The sequence below is a fragment of the Tardiphaga sp. genome (genome assembly GCF_028290495.1).
Taxonomy (GTDB): domain Bacteria; phylum Pseudomonadota; class Alphaproteobacteria; order Rhizobiales; family Xanthobacteraceae; genus Tardiphaga.
The window spans coordinates 27,928-45,731 of sequence record NZ_JAQGJT010000019.1 but is presented as its reverse complement, the minus strand read 5'-3'; the positions used below and the strand labels follow the sequence as shown (position 1 = coordinate 45,731).

The 17,804-nt window shown below is 65.6% G+C and carries 17 protein-coding genes and 1 tRNA gene; 7 read left to right on the top strand and 11 right to left on the bottom strand.

The window, feature by feature from the left end; all coding sequences use genetic code 11:
- The first annotated feature begins 109 nt into the window (after positions 1 to 109).
- Both JWQ24_RS03030 and purH read left to right on the top strand, forming a co-directional pair.
- Positions 110 to 1,825 carry a heparinase II/III family protein gene (locus JWQ24_RS03030; protein ID WP_299804290.1) on the top strand — a complete coding sequence of 572 codons (1,716 nt, stop codon included), beginning with the start codon at positions 110 to 112 and terminating at the stop codon, positions 1,823 to 1,825.
- Between the two features lie 112 nt (positions 1,826 to 1,937).
- Positions 1,938 to 3,530: a bifunctional phosphoribosylaminoimidazolecarboxamide formyltransferase/IMP cyclohydrolase gene (purH, locus tag JWQ24_RS03025; protein WP_299804179.1), complete on the top strand. Its 1,593-nt coding sequence runs from the start codon at positions 1,938 to 1,940 to the stop codon at positions 3,528 to 3,530.
- A 73-nt stretch (positions 3,531 to 3,603) separates the two neighbouring features.
- Here purH and JWQ24_RS03020 read toward each other — a convergent pair whose 3' ends face one another.
- On the bottom strand, positions 3,604 to 4,119 hold the full coding sequence (locus JWQ24_RS03020; RefSeq protein WP_299804176.1) for a L,D-transpeptidase: 516 nt from the start codon (positions 4,117 to 4,119) through the stop codon (positions 3,604 to 3,606).
- A 388-nt stretch (positions 4,120 to 4,507) separates the two neighbouring features.
- Positions 4,508 to 6,457 (bottom strand): acetate--CoA ligase, encoded by a 1,950-nt coding sequence (gene acs, locus JWQ24_RS03015; RefSeq protein ID WP_299804173.1) that lies wholly within the window; start codon positions 6,455 to 6,457, stop codon positions 4,508 to 4,510.
- A 212-nt stretch (positions 6,458 to 6,669) separates the two neighbouring features.
- Between acs and JWQ24_RS03010 the strand changes: the two genes are divergently transcribed.
- Positions 6,670 to 7,815: a DNA topoisomerase IB gene (locus JWQ24_RS03010; RefSeq protein ID WP_299804171.1), complete on the top strand. Its 1,146-nt coding sequence runs from the start codon at positions 6,670 to 6,672 to the stop codon at positions 7,813 to 7,815.
- Here the strand turns inward: JWQ24_RS03010 and JWQ24_RS03005 are convergent.
- The 4 genes from JWQ24_RS03005 to tsaD are packed head-to-tail and all read right to left on the bottom strand — an operon-like array spanning position 7,784 to position 10,975.
- A complete protein-coding gene (locus JWQ24_RS03005; RefSeq protein WP_299804168.1) occupies positions 7,784 to 8,464 on the bottom strand; it encodes a 50S ribosomal protein L11 methyltransferase in 681 nt (226 codons plus the stop codon). The two genes, JWQ24_RS03010 and JWQ24_RS03005, sit on opposite strands and share 32 nt — an antisense overlap.
- A 31-nt stretch (positions 8,465 to 8,495) precedes the next feature.
- Positions 8,496 to 8,909, bottom strand: coding sequence for an EVE domain-containing protein (locus JWQ24_RS03000; RefSeq protein ID WP_299804166.1), 414 nt, complete (start codon positions 8,907 to 8,909; stop codon positions 8,496 to 8,498).
- Positions 8,910 to 9,890 carry an NAD(P)H-dependent glycerol-3-phosphate dehydrogenase gene (locus tag JWQ24_RS02995; protein ID WP_299804163.1) on the bottom strand — a complete coding sequence of 327 codons (981 nt, stop codon included), beginning with the start codon at positions 9,888 to 9,890 and terminating at the stop codon, positions 8,910 to 8,912.
- A gap of 11 nt (positions 9,891 to 9,901) precedes the next feature.
- The gene (tsaD, locus tag JWQ24_RS02990) at positions 9,902 to 10,975 is read right to left on the bottom strand and encodes a tRNA (adenosine(37)-N6)-threonylcarbamoyltransferase complex transferase subunit TsaD (protein ID WP_299804287.1); all 1,074 of its coding nucleotides are present in this window, start codon (positions 10,973 to 10,975) and stop codon (positions 9,902 to 9,904) included.
- A gap of 130 nt (positions 10,976 to 11,105) precedes the next feature.
- Here tsaD and JWQ24_RS02985 point away from each other — a divergent pair, with 130 nt between their 5' ends.
- The 4 genes from JWQ24_RS02985 (at position 11,106) to JWQ24_RS02970 (ending at position 15,115) form a co-directional block, all read left to right on the top strand.
- Positions 11,106 to 11,864: a uroporphyrinogen-III synthase gene (locus tag JWQ24_RS02985; RefSeq protein ID WP_299804160.1), complete on the top strand. Its 759-nt coding sequence runs from the start codon at positions 11,106 to 11,108 to the stop codon at positions 11,862 to 11,864.
- A gap of 53 nt (positions 11,865 to 11,917) precedes the next feature.
- The gene (locus tag JWQ24_RS02980) at positions 11,918 to 13,117 is read left to right on the top strand and encodes a hypothetical protein (RefSeq protein ID WP_299804155.1); all 1,200 of its coding nucleotides are present in this window, start codon (positions 11,918 to 11,920) and stop codon (positions 13,115 to 13,117) included.
- 7 nt (positions 13,118 to 13,124) lie between these two features.
- On the top strand, positions 13,125 to 14,891 hold the full coding sequence (locus JWQ24_RS02975) for a heme biosynthesis HemY N-terminal domain-containing protein (protein ID WP_299804152.1): 1,767 nt from the start codon (positions 13,125 to 13,127) through the stop codon (positions 14,889 to 14,891).
- 148 nt (positions 14,892 to 15,039) lie between these two features.
- Positions 15,040 to 15,115, top strand: a tRNA-Thr gene (locus JWQ24_RS02970).
- On the opposite strand, the gene JWQ24_RS02965 is transcribed toward JWQ24_RS02970, so the two are convergent.
- The 5 genes from JWQ24_RS02965 to JWQ24_RS02945 all read right to left on the bottom strand — a co-directional run bounded on the left by JWQ24_RS02965 (position 15,086) and on the right by JWQ24_RS02945 (position 17,733).
- A complete protein-coding gene (locus tag JWQ24_RS02965; protein ID WP_299804150.1) occupies positions 15,086 to 15,385 on the bottom strand; it encodes a hypothetical protein in 300 nt (99 codons plus the stop codon). The two genes, JWQ24_RS02970 and JWQ24_RS02965, sit on opposite strands and share 30 nt — an antisense overlap.
- Positions 15,375 to 15,602, bottom strand: coding sequence for a hypothetical protein (locus JWQ24_RS02960; protein ID WP_299804148.1), 228 nt, complete (start codon positions 15,600 to 15,602; stop codon positions 15,375 to 15,377). The genes JWQ24_RS02965 and JWQ24_RS02960 overlap by 11 nt, the downstream gene beginning before the upstream one ends.
- 325 nt (positions 15,603 to 15,927) lie before the next feature.
- Complete coding sequence (locus JWQ24_RS02955) at positions 15,928 to 16,461, bottom strand: tail fiber protein (RefSeq protein ID WP_299804146.1); 534 nt, start codon at positions 16,459 to 16,461, stop codon at positions 15,928 to 15,930.
- Between the two features lie 104 nt (positions 16,462 to 16,565).
- Complete coding sequence (locus JWQ24_RS02950; RefSeq protein ID WP_299804143.1) at positions 16,566 to 17,099, bottom strand: tail fiber protein; 534 nt, start codon at positions 17,097 to 17,099, stop codon at positions 16,566 to 16,568.
- 103 nt (positions 17,100 to 17,202) lie between these two features.
- The gene (locus JWQ24_RS02945) at positions 17,203 to 17,733 is read right to left on the bottom strand and encodes a tail fiber protein (protein ID WP_299804142.1); all 531 of its coding nucleotides are present in this window, start codon (positions 17,731 to 17,733) and stop codon (positions 17,203 to 17,205) included.
- Positions 17,734 to 17,804: the final 71 nt, after the last annotated feature.

The window sequence follows — 17,804 nt, the reverse complement described above, 5'->3', positions numbered from 1 at the left end:
ATCCAAGAATTCTTGGTCCAAGAATCTCTGGTTCAAGAATCCCTGGTGCAAGAATCCTTGCCTAAAGGCGCGCGTGGTCGCTCATCGCAGACGTATCTCGAAGCTGATCCTGCGCCGCTTCGCGCGGACGGCGCTGTCGCGCGCCACCGGCGGCTCGGTGGCGCTGTCGCGGCTGTGGCCGGGCCGCACCGATCGATTGATCATCGCGCCACATGACCTGCGTACCGCCGACGCCACCCGCGCCGCTGAAATCTATGCCGGCCGCTTCGTGTTCGCCGGCAAGATCGTCACCTGCCATGGCCGCTCGATCTTCGATCTGGAGCCGCCGTCGGAAGACTGGGAAGTGGCGCTGCTCGGCTTCGGCTGGCTGCGCCATCTGCGCGCCGCCGATACCGCGATCACCCGCGCCAATGCGCGCTCGCTGGTCGACGACTGGATCTCCAACCCGTCGCGCAGGCGCCCGGTGGGCCGCCGCGCCGATGTTACCGCGCGCCGCGTCATCTCGCTTTTGTCGCAGGCACCTCTGGTGCTCGGCGACACCGACGGCAAGTTTTACCGTCGTTATCTGCGTGCCCTGACCCGCGAGATCCGCGGCCTGCGCTACACATTGTCGGATGTGCCGGACGGTGTGCCGCGGCTCCAGGTGCTGATTGCGCTGTGCTACGCATCCTTATGCCTCGCCAACCAGGCGCGCCACATCCGCACCGCGACGAAAAAACTGTCCGACGAATTGCAGCGCCAGATATTGCCCGACGGCGGCCACATCTCGCGTAATCCCGGCGCGCTGATCGAACTGCTGATCGACCTTTTGCCGCTGCGCCAGACCTTTGCCGCGCGCAACATCGCGCCGCCGCCGGCGCTGCTCAATGCGATCGATCGCATGATGCCGATGCTGCGCTTCTTCCGTCACGGCGACGGCAGCTTCGCTCTGTTCAATGGCATGAGCAACGCGCCCTCGCATCTGCTGGCGACGCTGCTGGCCTATGACGACACCCACGGCACGCCGATGGTGAACATGCCGCATACCGGCTTCCAGCGGCTCGACGCCGGGCCGATGACTGTCATCGTCGATACCGGCCCGCCGCCGCCGGCGAAGCTCAGCCCGGAGGCGCATGCCGGCACGCTGTCGTTCGAGCTCTCTGCGGGCCCGAGCCGCATCGTGATCAATTGCGGCATGCCCGCCACTGGCCGCGACAACTGGCGCGTTTTTGCGCGCGGCACGCCGGCGCATTCCACCGTGACCTATCACGAGACCTCGTCGTGTCGCTTCGTCGAGCGTTCGTCGATGAAGAAGTTCCTCCTCGGCTCGCCGATTGTCGACGGGCCGCGCGTGGTCGAGAGCTACCGCGAGATCAGCGAAAACGGCACCGTGCTGACGACCTCGCATGACGGCTACCAGAGCCGCTTCGGCGTGGTGCATCGCCGGGTGCTGATGATGGCCGAGGACGGCTCGCGGCTGGATGGCGAGGACACGCTGCAACTGGCGCCCGGCGCCCGCCTCAAGGGCAGCAATACCGACTATGCGGTGCGTTTCCACCTGCATCCCTCGGTGAAGGCCAGCCGGCTGTCCGACGCCCGCGGCGTCATGCTGGTGCTGCCGAACCGCGACGTCTGGACCTTCGAGGCGCTCGACGACAAGGTCGAACTTGAGGACAGCGTGTTCCTGGCCGGCAATGACGGCCCGCGCCGTACCGCGCAGATCGTGATCAAGCAGAACTCGAAAAATACCGCCAGCGTGCGCTGGAGCTTCGCCCGCTCCGCCTCGTCGCCCGCGACCACCAATGCCCGCCGCAACGCCCGCAAAGAGCCGGAATTGCCGCTTTAGGTCTGCCCCGCGGACCCGCTTCCTGTGGCCAACAGCCATGCGCGGCTTCTCCCAAGGTTCCGCGAGACGCCAAAGCGTGCTACGCGGCGGCCTTGCTCACAGGATCCATCTCATGACCGACCATTCGCGCCCGATCACCCGGGCTTTGCTGTCCGTTTCCGACAAGACCGGACTGATCGAATTCGCGCGCGCGCTCGCCGCCCATGGCGTCGAACTGGTGTCGACCGGCGGTACCGCCAAGGCGATCGCGGCGGCCGGGCTGAAGGTCTCGGACGTCTCCGACCTCACCGGCTTCCCGGAGATGATGGACGGCCGTGTCAAGACGCTGCATCCAAGGGTGCATGGCGGGCTGCTGGCGATCCGCGGCAATGCCGAGCATGTGCAGTCGATGAAGCAGCACGGCATCAAGCCGATCGATCTTTTGGTGGTGAACCTCTATCCGTTCGAGGCGACCGTCGAGAAGGGCGCGTCCTACGAGGACTGCATCGAGAACATCGACATTGGTGGCCCCGCGATGATCCGCGCCGCCGCCAAGAACCACGACGACGTCGCGGTGGTGGTCGAGGCTTCCGACTATCAATCGGTGCTCGACGAACTCGCAACCAACAAGGGCGCGACCACGATAGGCCTGCGCCGCCGTCTTGCCGCCAAGGCCTATGCGCGCACCGGGGCCTATGACGCCGCGATCTCCAACTGGTTCGCCGCGCAGCTCAAGATCGAGGCACCGGATTTCCGCAGCATTGGCGGCAAGCTGGTCGAGGCCTTGCGCTACGGCGAAAACCCGCACCAGAGCGCTGCGTTCTACCGCACGCCCGAACTGCGGCCCGGTGTTGCTTCGGCGCGCCAGGTACAGGGCAAGCAATTGTCCTACAACAACCTCAACGACACCGACGCCGCCTATGAGTGCATCGCCGAGTTCGATGCCAGGCGCACGCCGGCCTGCGTCATCGTCAAGCACGCCAATCCCTGCGGTGTCGCCGAGGGCAGCGATCTGGTTGAAGCCTATCGCAAGGCGCTGGCCTGCGATTCCACCTCGGCGTTCGGCGGCATCGTCGCGCTGAACCGCACGCTGGACGCGGAAGCCGCGCGCGCGATCACCGAGATTTTCACCGAAGTGATCATCGCGCCCGACGCCACCGACGAGGCGATCGCCATCGTCGCGGCGAAGAAGAACCTGCGCCTGCTGCTGGCCGGCAGCCTGCCCGACCCGCGCGCGCCCGGCCTGACCTATAAGACCGTCGCCGGCGGTCTGCTGGTGCAGAGCCGCGACAATGCGGTGGTCGATGACATGACGTTGCGCGCAGTGACCAAGCGGCAGCCGACCGAGGCGGAATTGCGCGACCTGAAATTCGCGTTCCGCGTCGCCAAGCACATCAAGTCCAACACCATCGTCTACGCCAAGAACCTCGCCACAGTCGGCATCGGCGCCGGCCAGATGAGCCGGATCGACTCCGCGCGCATCGCGGCGCGCAAGGCGCAGGACGCGGCGCTCGAGATGAAGCTCGCCGAGCCGATGACCAAGGGCTCGGTGGTGGCGTCGGACGCTTTCTTCCCGTTCGCCGATGGCCTGCTGGTGGCGATCGAAGCCGGCGCCACCGCGGTGATCCAGCCCGGTGGCTCGGTGCGTGACGATGAAGTGATCAAGGCCGCCGACGACGCCGGCATCGCCATGGTGTTCACCGGCGTCCGCCACTTCAAGCACTGAGTCCGGTACCTGCCGCACTGACAAAAAAGCCGCGCATCTGCGCGGCTTTTTTTTATAAGTGCAAGGGGACGGCTCAGCGTTGCGTCACGACCACGGGGGTGCCGACGGGGACGCGGCCGAACAGGTCGCTGATGTCCTCGTTGTACATTCGCACGCAGCCATAAGAGACGAAGCCGCCGATCGAGCCCGGCCGGTTGGTGCCATGAATGGCATATTCACCGCCGGCCAGCGTCATTGCTGCCACGCCCATCGGGTTGGACGGCGAGCCGCCGGCGATCACGTCGGGAATTCGGGGATTGTCGCGCTTCACTTCGGCCGGAGGCGCCCAGGCCGGCTCGCGATACTTGCCGTCGATCTTGGTGACGCCGGCCCACTGCTTGCCGGGCTTGCCGACGCCGACCGGGTAGCGCATCGCCTGGCCCTGCTCGAGTACCAGATAAAGCCGGCGTTCGCTGGTCTTCACCACGATGGTGCCGGGCGCGTAATCGCCGTGGAAGCCGACGAGCGCTGGGCTGGCTTGCGCCGGATGCGAGGCCAGCGTCCCTGTTGCGAGTGTGGCGGTTAGCGCGACAGCGAGTTTCAACGACATCCAACTCTCCAATGAACCAGTACCGACGGCCTCGGAACTATCAACCGATAGCCTTAAGCATCCGGTAGCACCTGGAGCGGGCGGCGACCGAACGGCCGCATCAAGGGGAAATCCCGCGAACAAAGTAAATGACTTGGAAACAACACAAGCGGCGAAACCGCCCGGAGGGGCGGCTTGGCGACTGATACTTGTGTGAGGATGCGCGAACGGCCATTACGCCAGCGTAAAGGCCTCATGCAGGGCCCTGTCTCCACGTCATTGCGGGGAGCGAAGCGACGAAGCAATCCAGTCTTCGTTTGATTTCTGGATTGCTTCGCTCAACGAAATTGGATCTGCCAATTTCGCCAGGGGCTCGTAATGACGGCTGATAATCTGCCGTGCGTCGCCTCTACGCCACCGGCCGCTTGTTCTGCCGGTGCTCGACGAGATCATCGACGACGGCGGGATCGGCCAGCGTCGAGGTGTCGCCCAGCGTGCCCGGTTCGTCCTCGGCGATCTTGCGCAGGATGCGGCGCATGATCTTGCCGGAGCGGGTCTTGGGCAGGCCCGGTGCGAACTGGATCAGGTCTGGCGAGGCGATCGGGCCGATGTCCTTGCGGACCCAAGCCACCAGTTCCTTGCGCAACTCTTCGGTCGGCTCGGTGCCGGTCATCAGGGTCACGTAGGCGTAGATGCCCTGGCCCTTGATGTCGTGCGGATAGCCGACCACCGCGGCTTCCGAGACCTTGGCATGCGCCACCAACGAACTCTCGACCTCGGCGGTGCCCATGCGGTGGCCGGAGACGTTGATGACGTCATCGACGCGGCCGGTGATCCAGTAGTAGCCATCGGCATCGCGGCGGCAGCCGTCGCCGGTGAAGTACTTGCCGGGATAGGTCGAGAAATAGGTCTGCTCGAAGCGGTCGTGGTCGCCATAGACGGTCCGCATCTGGCCCGGCCAGGATTTGGCGATGCACAGGTTGCCCTGCGTCTCGCCGGTCTGGACCTTCCCGTCGGCATCGACGATCTCCGGCTGCACGCCGAAGAACGGCCGCGTCGCCGAGCCGGGCTTCAGTCTTGTTGCGCCGGGCAGCGGCGTGATCAGGATGCCGCCGGTCTCGGTCTGCCACCAGGTATCGACGATCGGGCAGCGCCCGTCGCCAACCACGCGGTGATACCATTCCCAGGCTTCGGGATTGATCGGCTCGCCGACCGAACCGAGCAGTCGCAGGCTGGCTCGCGAGGTGCGCAGCACGGGATCGTCACCGGCCTGCATCAGGGCACGGATCGCGGTCGGCGCGGTGTAGAAGATGTTGACCTTGTGCTTGTCGATCACTTCCCAGAACCGCGATGTCGACGGATAGGTCGGGATACCCTCGAACATCAGCGTGGTCGCGCCGTTGGCCAGCGGCCCGTAGAGAATGTAGCTGTGGCCGGTGACCCAGCCGACGTCGGCGGTGCACCAGTAGATATCACCCTCATGATAGTCGAACACGTAGTGGTGCGTCATCGAGGCGAACAGCAGGTAGCCGCCCGAGGTGTGCAGCACCCCCTTGGGCTGGCCGGTCGAGCCCGAAGTGTACAGGATGAACAGCGGATCTTCGGCGTTCATCGGTTCGCACGGGCATTGGGTGGTGACCATCTCGGCGGCTTCGCGGTACCAGAAGTCGCGCACCGGATCCATGTTGATCGCACCGCCGGTGTGCTTGACCACCACGACCCAGTCGACATTGCCGGCCTTTTCGACGGCGGCATCGACATTGGCCTTCAGCGGCACCTTCTTGCCGCCGCGCAGGCCTTCGTCCGCGGTGATGACGATCTTCGACTGGCAGTCGGTGATGCGCTGCGCCAGCGAGTCCGGCGAGAAGCCGGCGAACACCACCGAATGGATCGCGCCGATCCGCGCGCAGGCCAGCATCGCGTAAGCCGCCTCGGGGATCATCGGCAGATAGATGGTGACGCGGTCGCCCTTCTGGACGTTGCGAGTGCGCAGGATGTTGGCGAAGCGGCAGACCTCGTCGTGCAGTTCCTGATAGGTGATGTGGCGCGATTGCGAGGGATCGTCGCCCTCCCAGATGATAGCGGTCTGGTTGGCGCGCGCCGGCAGATGCCGGTCGATGCAGTTGTAGGCGACGTTGAGTACGCCGTCCTCGAACCATTTGATCGAGACATTGCCCGGCGCAAACGAGGAGTTCTCGACCTTGGTGAATTTCTCGATCCAGTCGAGGTTTTCTGCCTGCTCGGCCCAGAACGCATCGGAATCGCTGACCGATCGCGCGTACATTTTGGTGTATTTGGCGTCATCGACGAAGGCGCGCGTGGTCCACTCGGCCGGCACGTCGTAAATCTTCTCGGACATCGTCCCCTCCACCATCTGCGACCGCTGCGGCGTATTTGCCGCACCGGTTCTCGTTGTTCCCGCGATTATGCGCTTGTGGGGGGTACCGGGACAAGCCGGCCGGGGCTAGGCCTTTTGTCGACCTGCCGCTCGCTGTCGACAATTCCGACCGGAACCAACTCATAGCCATCGGCATTACAGAGAGGAAATCGCGCGAGGCGGGTAACGTTATGATGGGACAGCCAAATCTTGCACCTGCCCGGCGCAGGCCCGCGCCCGTTGACGTCGCGGCGCGAGGCAGCAAGCTCTCGGTCGCCACGGTGGAAGCGCTGGCCCGTGATCTTGGCCTCAAGCTCGGCGATCAGTCCGAACTGACGATCCGCCGGCGCAAGCGCGGCAAGTCTTATTCTTTCATTCGCGCCAACGGCACCGCGATCCGCCATGCCGGCACCATCAAGCGGCTGAACGCGATGGCGGTTCCGCCGGCCTACGAAGAGGTGCGCTACGCCGTCGATCCTGCCTCGCATCTGCAGGCGGTCGGCCGCGATGCCGCCGGCCGGCTGCAATATCGCTACCACGCCGATTGGGAGAAGGTGCGCGAGCAGCGCAAGGCGCGTCGTCTCGCTCGCCTCGTGGGGGCGTTGCCGAAGATCCGACGCAGCGTGTCGATGCACCTGTCCGGCAAACTGCCGACCCGGGAATTCGCGCTGTCGGCGGTGATCGAGCTGATCGCACGGACCGCGATCCGGCCCGGCAACGAATCCTGCATGAAGCTCAACGGCACGCGCGGCGCCACCACGCTGTTGAAATCCAACGTGCTGCTGGAGGACGATTGCCTGATCCTGACCTTCAAGGCCAAGGGCGGCAAGGCCGTGCGCAAGGAATGCGACGCCGCCCGTCTGGTCCGCGCCATCGGCATCCTGCGCACGGTGCCGGGCAGGCGCATGTTTCAGTATCAGGACGAGGCCGGGCGCGCTTACAATGTGAATACTGCGGCGGTGAACGCGTTTCTGCGCGAGATCGCCGGCCTCAAGATCTCGCTGAAAGACTTTCGCACGTTGATGGCCTCGGCCGTCGTGCTGGAGTCGCTGTCGCGCATCACGCCCGCCGAAAGTGTCCGCGGTCGCAGGAAGCAGGTGCAGGACGCGGTGCGCTCGGCCGCGGATGAGCTGTCCAACACACCGGCGATCTGCCGCAAAAGCTACGTCTACGACACCATCGTCACGGCGTTCGAGGACGGCATTCTGGAACGCTTTGCGGAAAAAATGACCGGCTATCGCTCGCAGTCGAAGCGCGAGCAGCTGCTGGCGCAGGTGGTAGCAAGTCCTCCTCGCGATGATGAGCGTCTCAAATCAGTGTCCACACCGCAGTCTTCTTGATGTCGGTATCCTCAAGCTCGCGCGAGACAGGCACGCTGTATTCGGCAATCTTGCGCAGTCTGTCCCTTGGCAGGAAGCTGCGGCCGGGATCGCCGATCAGCACGCTCGCGCCTTGAGCAGCTTTGGCGCTCAGGAAGTCGAAAGCCCGCTGTGCGGTATCGCGCTCGTAGAAAATATCTCCGGCCAGAATAACCCCGGCCACCGGCGCTGCGGCTCCGGCCAACAGGTCATCGCCGCAAGCCTCGATCGTCACGCCGTTTTCGCGCGCATTCAGCAGGATCGCCGTGCGCGCAAAGCCATCGATGTCGTAGGCGATGACGCGGCTGGCGCCGGCTTTCATCGCGGCGATGCCGACCAGGCCCGATCCCGAGGCCAGATCGATGACGGTTTTTCCGGCAACGCTCAACGGGCGATCGAGAATGTAGCGGGCCAGCGCCTGACCGCCCGCCCAGGCAAAGGCCCAGAACGGTGGCGGCAGGCCGATTTCGTTGATTTCGTCTTCGGTCTTGCTCCACAGCGGCACGGCCTCGCAGGCGACGTGCAACAGGATTTCGTGCGCCAGCGGCACGGGCAGCAACAGGGTATTGGCAATGATGAAGGCGGCCGGATCGCCGGCGGCCGGTAGTGTGGGCGCGTCCGCGGCGCTCACGTTGAACGATGAAGCGTGCGGGATCGCACGCTCACAATCCGCCGAGCTTGCAGATCATCTTCCATTCTTCTGATGTCACCGGCTGCACCGAGAGTCGCGAATATTTCAGCAGCGCCATTTCCGAAAAACGCAGATCGGCCTTGATCGCCGCCAGCGTCACCGGCGTCTTCAGCGGCTTGTCGGCCTTGATGTCGACGCATACGAACTTTGCGGATTCATCGGTCGGGTCCGGATAGTGCTCCTTGATGATCTCGGCGATCCCGACGATCTCCTTGCCCTCGTTGGAATGATAGAAGAACGCGCGGTCGCCCTTCTTCATCTTCATCATGTATTGCTTGGCAGTGTGGTTGCGCACGCCGGTCCAAGCTTCGCCCTTGGCGCCCTTGGCGACCTGCTGATCCCACGACCAGGTCGAGGGCTCCGATTTAACCAGCCAGTGTGCCATCTATCCCTCTGCCTTGAACGGCCGCGTCAGCAGGCCTTCGATTGCCTGGTCGATCGTCGCCGCGCCGCTGAGAATAGCGGCGACGGCATTGGCGACCGGCATATCGACATGTTTGGAAGCCGCCAGTTCGACCAGGACCGGGGCTGTGAATTCGCCCTCGGCGAGCTTGTCGCGCGGAGGCGTCTCGCCGCGGCCGAGCGCCGCGCCGAGCGAAAAGTTGCGCGACTGCGCGCTGGAGCAGCTCAGGATCAGGTCGCCGAGCCCCGACAATCCCGACAGCGTCTCGTTGCGCGCGCCGCAGGCGCGGCCGAGCCGCAGCAATTCGCTGAAGCCGCGCGTCGTCAACGCCGCCAGCGCGGAGGCGCCGAGCCGCTTGCCGGCGACGATGCCCGCGGCAATGGCCAGCACGTTCTTGGCGGCGCCACCGATCTCGACGCCGCGCACGTCGGTGGTGTGATAGGGCCGGAACGTCGCGGAGCCCAAGGCCTGCACGAGATCAATCGCGACGGCCTCGTCGGCGCAGGCCAATGTCACCGCGGTCGGTAATCCCCGCGCGACGTCTTCGGCAAAGTTCGGTCCCGACAGGATCGCTGCCATCGCTTCGGGCGCGACGTCCTCGATCACTTCGGTCATGAACTTGTGCGTGCCATGTTCGATGCCTTTGGCGCAGGCGACCACCGGCTTGCCATCGGCCAGCAGCGGCGCCAGCGCGGTCAAAGCGGCGCGTAACTGCTGCGAAGGCACGGCGAGCAAAATGATATCGGCGCGTGCCGCGAGCGCCAGATCGGCGGTGACGAACACTGCGGCATCGATCGCTACGCCCGGCAGCCGCGGGTTGTCGCGCGTGGTCTGCATCTGTTCAGCGGCTGAAGCGGAGCGCGCATAGAGCACGACCTCGCGCCCCGCGCGCGCGGCGACATCGGCCAGCGCCGTGCCATAGGCACCCGCGCCGATCACCGCCACTGAACTGTAGTTCGCCATTGGCTCCGATCCTAATACGCTGCGCGGGTCTTGCCGTAGCCGGCGGGCGCTGTAGCCGAGGCGTCGAGCAGCCAGCGCGCGCGGGGCGCCGCTTCCATCGTGTCGGTCAGGCCAAGCGCCATCCGCTCGGCGCCGGCCCATGCGATCATCGCGCCGTTGTCGGTGCACAGTTCCGGCGGCGGCATGATCAGGATGGTGCCGGCCTTCGCCGCCACTTCCAGCAGCGCGCCGCGGATGGCTTTGTTGGAAGCGACGCCGCCCGCGGCGACCAGCGCCTGCGGCTCGCCAAAGCGTTCGTGGAACAGCCGCAGCCCGACGCTCAGGCGGTCCGCGGTGGCGTCGAGCACGGCGGCCTGGAATCCGGCGCAGAGATCGCTGACGTCCTGCGGCTGCAACGGCGCGATGCGGCCGGCCTCGTTGCGCACGGCAGTCTTCAGTCCCGACAGCGAGAAGTTGGCGTCCGGGCGGCCCAGCATAGGGCGTGGAAACGCGAAGCGCTTGGCGTCGCCATCCATTGCGGCGCGCTCGACCTGCGGGCCGCCGGGATAGGGCAGGCTGAGCATCTTGGCGACCTTGTCGAAAGCCTCGCCCATCGCGTCATCGACGGTGGTGCCGAGCCGGACATAGTCGCCGACGCCGAGCACGGCGACGATCTGGGTATGGCCGCCCGACGCCAGGAACAGGCAATAGGGAAACGACAGCGCGTCGGTCAGCCGTGGCGTCAGTGCGTGCGCCTCGAGATGGTTCACCGCGATCAGCGGCGTATTGTGCACCATCGCGATCGCCTTCGCTGTGGTGAGGCCGACGATGACGCCGCCGATCAGGCCGGGGCCGGCGGCGGCGGCCACCGCGGAAAGATCGGCAAATTTCGTATCGGCATCAGCCATCGCGCGGCGAATGATGCCGTCCAGCAGGTCGATATGGGCGCGCGCGGCGATCTCCGGCACCACGCCGCCATAGGGCGCGTGGTCGGCGATCTGCGAATGCACGATGTTGGAGAGGATGCGTCCGCTGCCGTCGGCCCGGCGTTCGATCACGGCCGCAGCGGTCTCGTCACAGGTCGTCTCGATCCCCAGCACGCGCATCGGTTCGTTCGTCAAAAATTCAATCCTTGCACAATCCGCCAGACCGGGCTTTCCCTGCCCCGGCGTAGCATTGCGGGGTTGCACGGTGCAATCTCCCCGGCTCTGCCGACGCCCCGGAGCGCATACCTGCATGGCTGTTCTCGTCACCCGCCCGCAGCCCGACAATGACAGCACTGCCGCGGCGCTCCGCGCGCGCGGATTCGACGTGCTGTCGGCGCCGATGTTGCGGTTCGAGCGGGTGATGGTGCAGGACGATCACGAGTTTGAGGCGGATTCGTTCTATGGCGCGGTGATCGTCACATCGGCCAATGCGCTGCGCGCGATCGATGGCCAGCCGATGCAGGCAGCCCTGCTGAAGCTGCCGCTCTACACGATCGGCGAGCGCACGGCGGAGGCCGCGCGCGCGGTCGGCTTCACCAAGGTGATCTCTGCCGATGGCGACGCCAACGCGCTGCGCGACCTCATCGTCGAGCGCGTCAGGGCGAAGAAACTCAAGAAATCCGCCCCGCTGCTGTATCTGGCGGGGGCGGACCTCGCCCGCGATCTCGCCGGCGAACTCGGCGAGCGCGGTTTCAGCGTCGTCACCCACACCACCTACCGGATGGTGCCGGTCCTGCATCTGCCCGCCGAGGTCTCCGAGGGCTTTGCCGCGGGCGGCATCGAGGCCGTGCTGCATTACTCGCGGCGCAGCGCGCGGGCCTTCTTTGCGGCGGCGCGCGTCGCGGGCGTCGAGATCTCGGCGCTGGCGGTTCCCCATGTCTGCCTGTCCGATGCGGTGGCCGGAATCGTCCGCGACGCCGCCGCGACGCAGGTGCTGCTGGCCGCCACGCCGGACGAAATTGCCCTGTTCGCGGCGCTGGACCGTGCCATCGCGCCGTTATCGCGCTAAGAGAGGGCGGCGAATCCGACAAGGCTTCGCGGTTGCCAGGAGGAACGCGCGCAATGGTCGATGACAGCACGACTGGTCCGCAGGACCCCAACCGGCCGCGCCGCGCGCCGCCGACCATCGATCTGCCGGCATCCGACGTAACCAGCGCGACCTCTGGCCCGGAGGTCTCCGAACCCGCCGAAGAAACGGCCGCATCGGCTGAGCTTCCCGAAGAAACCGCGGCTGAATCGATTGCCGATCCGGTTTTGCCCGATCAGCCGCAGCCCGCCCGCGAGAAGCGCCCGTCCGTGTTGGTTCCCGCGGCGACGGGCGCGCTGGCCGCGGCGCTGCTGCTCGGGGTCGCTTCGTTGGCCGGCTGGCCCGGCCAGCCCGCGCCGCAGCCGCCGGATACGGCCGCGCTCGACGTGCTGTCCGCCCGCTTGGCCAAGGTTGAAGCCCAACCGGCCCCAACGCCGGCCCCGTCAGCGCCGGCCGTCGCCGGGCCCGATCCCGCAATGGCCGCCCGCCTGGATACACTGGAGAAATCGCTGGCAGCGCTGCGCGGCGATCTCGCGGCAGCGAAAACCCAGTCAGAACGCGCGAATGCTGCCGTCGTCGAACTGAAATCCGCACCGCGCGAAGCCGTCGCCGCGGTCGATCTGTCGCCGATCACCGAGCGGCTCGGCCAGGTTGAACGCGCCGCCGGCGCCCTGAAGACCGAGGCGGCGCAGCAAAGCGCCAAACCGGCCGATGACAGACCCCTGCGCCGCATTGTCGCCGCCTCGCTGCTCGACACCACCGTCCGGCAGAGTGAGCCCTATGGCGCGGCGCTGGCTGCCGCAAAGCCGCTGGCGGACGACGCCAACCGGCTGAAGCCGCTCGAGGCCTTTGCCACGACCGGCGTGCCGAATGCCGCGACGCTCAGCCGCGAGTTGCTGGCGCTGTTGCCGAAGCTTGCGCCTGCGGCCGAGCCGGCCGCAACCACCGGCGGCTTCGTCGATCGCCTGCAGGCGGGCGCCGCCCGGCTGGTACGCATCGAGCGCACCGATGCGGCGGCCGGCGATGATCGCAGCGCCATTGCGTCGCGCGCGGCGGCTGCGGTGCGGCGTAACGATCTCGCCGAGGCGAAGCGCGAACTCATGACCCTGCCGGCGGCGGATCGTGCCGTCGTGCAGCCGTGGCTCGACCGCGTCGACGCCCGCGATGCGGCGCTTTCCACTTCCCGTCAGTTCGCTGCCGATGCGATGGCGGCGCTCTCCAAACCGGCGCCATAGGAAATCAATGCTGCGTATCATTTCGTTTCTCGTGTTGATCGCGCTGGCTGCCGCCGGCGTGGCCTGGGTTGCCGAGCAGAGCGGCGACGTCGTGCTGTCGTGGGGCGGCTGGCGTGCCGCAACCTCGCTGCCGGTGTTCGTGCTGGTGCTGGGCCTCGTCCTCCTCGTGGCGATGCTGGTGTGGTCGCTGCTGCGCGGCGCGTGGCGGATGCCGGCGCGGGTGCGCCGCAACCGTCGCGAGAAGCGCCATGCGCGCGGTCGCCACGCCGTCACCCAGGGCCTGCTGGCGATCGGCCACGGCGACGGCGCCGCCGCGCGCAAGCACGCCGATGCGGCGCGCCGGCTGGTCTCGAACGATCCGTTGGCGCTGCTGCTGCAGGCGCAATCAGCGCAGCTCGAAGGCGACCGCGACGGCGCCAACTGCGCATTTCGCGCAATGGCGGAGCGTGAGGACACCAGGCTGCTTGGCCTGCGCGGCCTGTTCATCGAGGCGCAGCGCAGCGACGATCCGGTCGCGGCCGTGACGATCGCCGAGGAAGCGCTGAAACTGGCGCCGGGCTCGACCTGGGCGTCGCAGGCGCTGCTCGGTTTCCGCTGTGCGCAGGGCGACTGGAACGGCGCGCTGTCGATCCTCGACAACAACCTGTCGTCCGGCCTGATCGACCGCGCCGTATTCCGCCGCCAGCGCGGCGTGCTGCTGACGGCGCGCGCCCAGGAACTGGAAAACATCGATCGCGATCTCGCCCGCGAAAGCATCGCAGAGGCCGTCAAGCTGGCGCCCACTCTGGCGCCGGCCGCGGTGCTCGCCGCGAAATTCCAGAGTGAGGCACAGCAGATCCGCCGCGCCATCAAGATTATCGAGACCGCCTGGCTGGCACAGCCGCATCCCGACCTCGCGGACGCCTATGCCCACGTGAAGCTAGGCGATTCCGCCCGGCAGCGGCTGGTGCGGACTGAGACGCTGGCGGCCAAGGCCCCCGGCCATATCGAGAGCGCGCTGGCGGTCGCCCGCGCGGCGATCGACGCCTCGGAATTCGGCAAGGCGCGGGCGGCGCTGGCGCCGTTTACCGCCGATTCGACGCAGCGCGTGGCCATGCTGATGGCCGAAATCGAGCGCACCGAGAATGGCGACAGCGGCCGTGCCCGCGCCTGGACGATCCGTGCGGTGCGCGCGCGGCATGACCCGGTGTGGACGGCTGATGGCTATGTCTCGGACCGCTGGCGCCCGGTGTCGCCGGTGACCGGACGGATCGATGCGTTCCAGTGGCAGACACCGCTGGCGGCGTTGCCGTCCGACAAGATGTCGACCATCGAAGCCGACGTGCTGCGGGAAACCGTGCTGGCGCCGCCGCCGCGCGCGATGCCGCGCCCGGCCGGCCCCGCGGAGGCGTTGCCGGCCGAGGTCGCGTCGCCCCAGCCCGGACATGCCCTTGAAGTCGTGCCGGAGCCCGGATCGGCGGCTTCGACCACCCCGGTGTCCGCGGTCGTTTCGGAGCCCTTGGCCAAGGCGGACGAAGCGTCTGGCGTCGATTCCGGGCGTGACCCCGCCATCGAGCCGCCGCGGCCGGCGCCGCCCGCTGCGCCTGTGCCGTTGTTCCGCGCCCGGCCGGATCTCGCCGGCAAGCCGCAGCCGATACCGGCGGTGATCCCGATCCTGCGTGCGCCTGATGATCCCGGGGTCGATGAGGAGGACGTCCGCGACGAATTCGCCGAGCTGAATGCCGGGCAACAGGCCGGCGGCTGGCGCGGTTTTCTGGGTCGCTTCGGCGGCTGAGCGCCGGTTTTCGCCGAAAACCGGGCCCCGGCCGGCACCGGCCCTTCATTTGCACGCTGATCGGCTCGGGGTTCTTGCAAAGCGCCGCCCCGGACGATATCAGATGCCCCAGCGTTTCCGGCCGCAAAGCCGAATCGCCGCTTGGTTCGCCGCAATAGCTCAGTTGGTAGAGCACGTCATTCGTAATGACGGGGTCACAGGTTCGAGTCCTGTTTGCGGCACCATTCATGAACAGATTTACGAACCACATGCGTGGGTCGGCCATTTAGGCCAAGAGCCGCCCGGATATTGTCATTTGAGCCGATGATGCGGATGGTGGTGTCGGATACGACGATCGTATCGATGATGGCACTCAGATAGGCCTTCCGGGCCGTAACGTCGCCGGATACGAGCTGTTCACGCATCAAACGGGTAAAGCGTTCGATGGCGACTGGATCAATCTCGACGGGCAGCACGCTGGAGTTTTTGGCATATTCGAGGGCCTCAAGGGTCAAGGGCGCGGTTTCGGGTCGCCTTCAGGCCGGCCACGCGTTCTTTCAGCGTTGGGTCCGTGCCGTCGATGGTGCCGGTCTCGATCGAGGCGTAGAGGCGCGACAACCGCTCTTTGGTATCGGAGACCTGCCGGGGCCAGATCGCATGTTCAAGGCTGTCGAGGCCATCCGTGCCGATACCGCGTCCGCGGGCCGGGACCGATAGAAGAATATCGATCACATGCAAGGTTTTGGCTGTCGCAAAATGCCGTCACCAGCTGGCCGACGGCCGTGCCGGCATTTGCGATGATATGGTCGGCGTCGGCAAAGGCGTGACGATAGGCCGATTGTTGCGCTCGAAATTGCTGATCAAACAGCATGTTCAACAACCCATCGTCGAGGTTTAACCACGCAAATTCCGCGCCACGTTCCTCATGAAACAAGGCTCGGCAGAATGCCTGATCTGATCCGGTGATCGGGTGGACGGTGATATCCGGACGGACGAACGCCAGCAGCCCGGCGATCGAACCCTTGCCGGATCGGCCGATGACGGCGTCCGCGATGCGTCAGGCATCGCCGAAGCTGGGGAAGATGCCGTTGACGCAGATGCAATAAATCATCGCCAGCGTCGGCTGCGCGTTGGGATGCGGCTGCGAGTTGCCTGCCATGGTGACGGCATTTTTCGCCAGTGTCGTCAACACGGGCGGTGGCATGAAGCCGTTAAAGCCAGGATCGATCGCCACATTCGATGTCGCCGATGGTCCGGGCGTGCCGTTCGGCGATGTCTTGTTGCCCAATTGCAGACCATGCGAATGCGACGGCATCTCATTGAGACCGAGGGTTACGGTCATTTCGCCGGGCGCATCTCCCACGCTGTGTGACGGAAGACCCGGTCCAGAACCCTGGTTCATGGCGACGCGGCCAACAAGGTTCGGCATTAGGAAGGTTGTCGTGCCGTCGCCGCCATAGGATGTGCCGATCAGACTATAGAGTGCCGCATTTTGCCTGATTGCCATCGGGCGTCCGTCGCATGGCAACCAGTTGTTTGGATAGTAGCCAAAGGCGAAAGCCTGGATTTCGCCGAGATAGGAATCCGTCATGACAATCTCCCGAAGGCAATACGTGTTGTTTTGTTCTTGAACCCTCGACTTCGACAGGCCAGCGGCGCGAAGGAAAAAGCCGGAATGACACGAAGCGGATTGACTTAGCCGGGCGAGGGATAACTGCCAGAATAGGCGATACAATAGTTGCAGGTCAGCGTCGGCATCATATTGTCATGGTGCAAGCTGTCGCCACTGCTGTGGAGCGAGGGTGCCATGACGCTGTAGCCCGAAACACCGGCCTGCGGTGCGTAAAGCGGTTTGGTGCTGGTACTGGAGGTGGCGAGATGAACGGACTGGGCCGGCGTCGCGGTCGTACCTGGATTGGTTGTCGAAAGCAGCGCATGGCTGTGGGACGGCATTTCGGTCGAGAGCAGGGTATGGGTCGCTTCGCCGAAGGATTGTCCCATCACGCGCGGCGTCAAGTTGGGGCCGTTGCCCTGCGAGAGCGGTACCCGCCCGCGCAGGTCCGGTATTCCGAACGTGCTGATACCGTCGCCGCCAAAGGCCGTTCCTATCAGCGTATAGAGAACGTCGTAGTTCGCGATGGATTGCAGCGAGCCATTGCAAGCGAGCCAGCCGTCGGGGATTCGCGGAAAGCCAAAGAGACGTATCTCGCCGATAAATTGATCTGACATCAGACTCCCCTTTGGGCCTTACGCTTGTGGCAGCGGCTTTTTTTGACGAATGAGCCGATCTGAAGAATGAACTCACGAGTGAGCCGCGCCGGCAGATCTATCGTTACGGACGTGACGGAAAGATCCCCGTCAGCGCGATCATGTAGCTGATCACAAGAGACGGCTGCATGTTGTTATGCGGTTGACCGCCGCCGACGTTGGTCACGTTCGTACCGATCGACAAACCGATCTCCGAGAAGCCGGCCAGTCCAAAGATATACTCGTCGGCCGGCGCTGTGTTTTGTGCAAAGAGGTTGTTTGCGGGTGATCCACCTCGTCCTGCTCCCGGCTTCACCGTCGCCTGAACGATGTGATTGTGGCTGGGCAACTGGGTGGTTGTCACCGTCGCGGTTTCCGAGCCGCTGACCTGCCCCCATGGCACTGTCGCGAAGTTACATCCCATGACAGCGCGGCCGCGTAAATCCGGCACAGCGAATGTGTTGCGACCGTCGCCGCCGTAGGCCGTCCCGAGCAGTGAGAACAGCGCCTGATTGGTACTGATCGCGTAAAGCGCGCCGTTGCAGGGAGCCCATCCCTTCGGAATGACACCGAAGGCCGCGGGCATGATTTGTCCGACGAAGGGAGTGACGGGCATGGGTGTCCTTATGGGTATGGAGGACGACAATCATCCATAGGTTCCATCTCGGGCGGCCGTCAAGTAAATAC

Excerpts from the sequence above, each read along its gene's own strand:
- JWQ24_RS02955 (WP_299804146.1), bottom strand. The coding sequence starts at position 16,461 with ATGACGGATTCCTATCTCGGCGAAATCCAGGCTTTCGCCTTTGGCTAC.
- tsaD (WP_299804287.1), bottom strand. The coding sequence starts at position 10,975 with ATGCGCGTGCTGGGGATCGAGACGACCTGTGACGAGACCGCTGCGGCC.
- purH (WP_299804179.1), top strand. The coding sequence starts at position 1,938 with ATGACCGACCATTCGCGCCCGATCACCCGGGCTTTGCTGTCCGTTTCC.
- JWQ24_RS03000 (WP_299804166.1), bottom strand. The coding sequence starts at position 8,909 with ATGGCACACTGGCTGGTTAAATCGGAGCCCTCGACCTGGTCGTGGGAT.
- JWQ24_RS03010 (WP_299804171.1), top strand. The coding sequence starts at position 6,670 with ATGGGACAGCCAAATCTTGCACCTGCCCGGCGCAGGCCCGCGCCCGTT.
- JWQ24_RS02980 (WP_299804155.1), top strand. The coding sequence starts at position 11,918 with ATGGTCGATGACAGCACGACTGGTCCGCAGGACCCCAACCGGCCGCGC.
- JWQ24_RS02995 (WP_299804163.1), bottom strand. The coding sequence starts at position 9,890 with ATGGCGAACTACAGTTCAGTGGCGGTGATCGGCGCGGGTGCCTATGGC.
- JWQ24_RS03020 (WP_299804176.1), bottom strand. The coding sequence starts at position 4,119 with ATGTCGTTGAAACTCGCTGTCGCGCTAACCGCCACACTCGCAACAGGG.
- JWQ24_RS02985 (WP_299804160.1), top strand. The coding sequence starts at position 11,106 with ATGGCTGTTCTCGTCACCCGCCCGCAGCCCGACAATGACAGCACTGCC.
- JWQ24_RS02975 (WP_299804152.1), top strand. The coding sequence starts at position 13,125 with ATGCTGCGTATCATTTCGTTTCTCGTGTTGATCGCGCTGGCTGCCGCC.
- JWQ24_RS02945 (WP_299804142.1), bottom strand. The coding sequence starts at position 17,733 with ATGCCCGTCACTCCCTTCGTCGGACAAATCATGCCCGCGGCCTTCGGT.
- acs (WP_299804173.1), bottom strand. The coding sequence starts at position 6,457 with ATGTCCGAGAAGATTTACGACGTGCCGGCCGAGTGGACCACGCGCGCC.
- JWQ24_RS02950 (WP_299804143.1), bottom strand. The coding sequence starts at position 17,099 with ATGTCAGATCAATTTATCGGCGAGATACGTCTCTTTGGCTTTCCGCGA.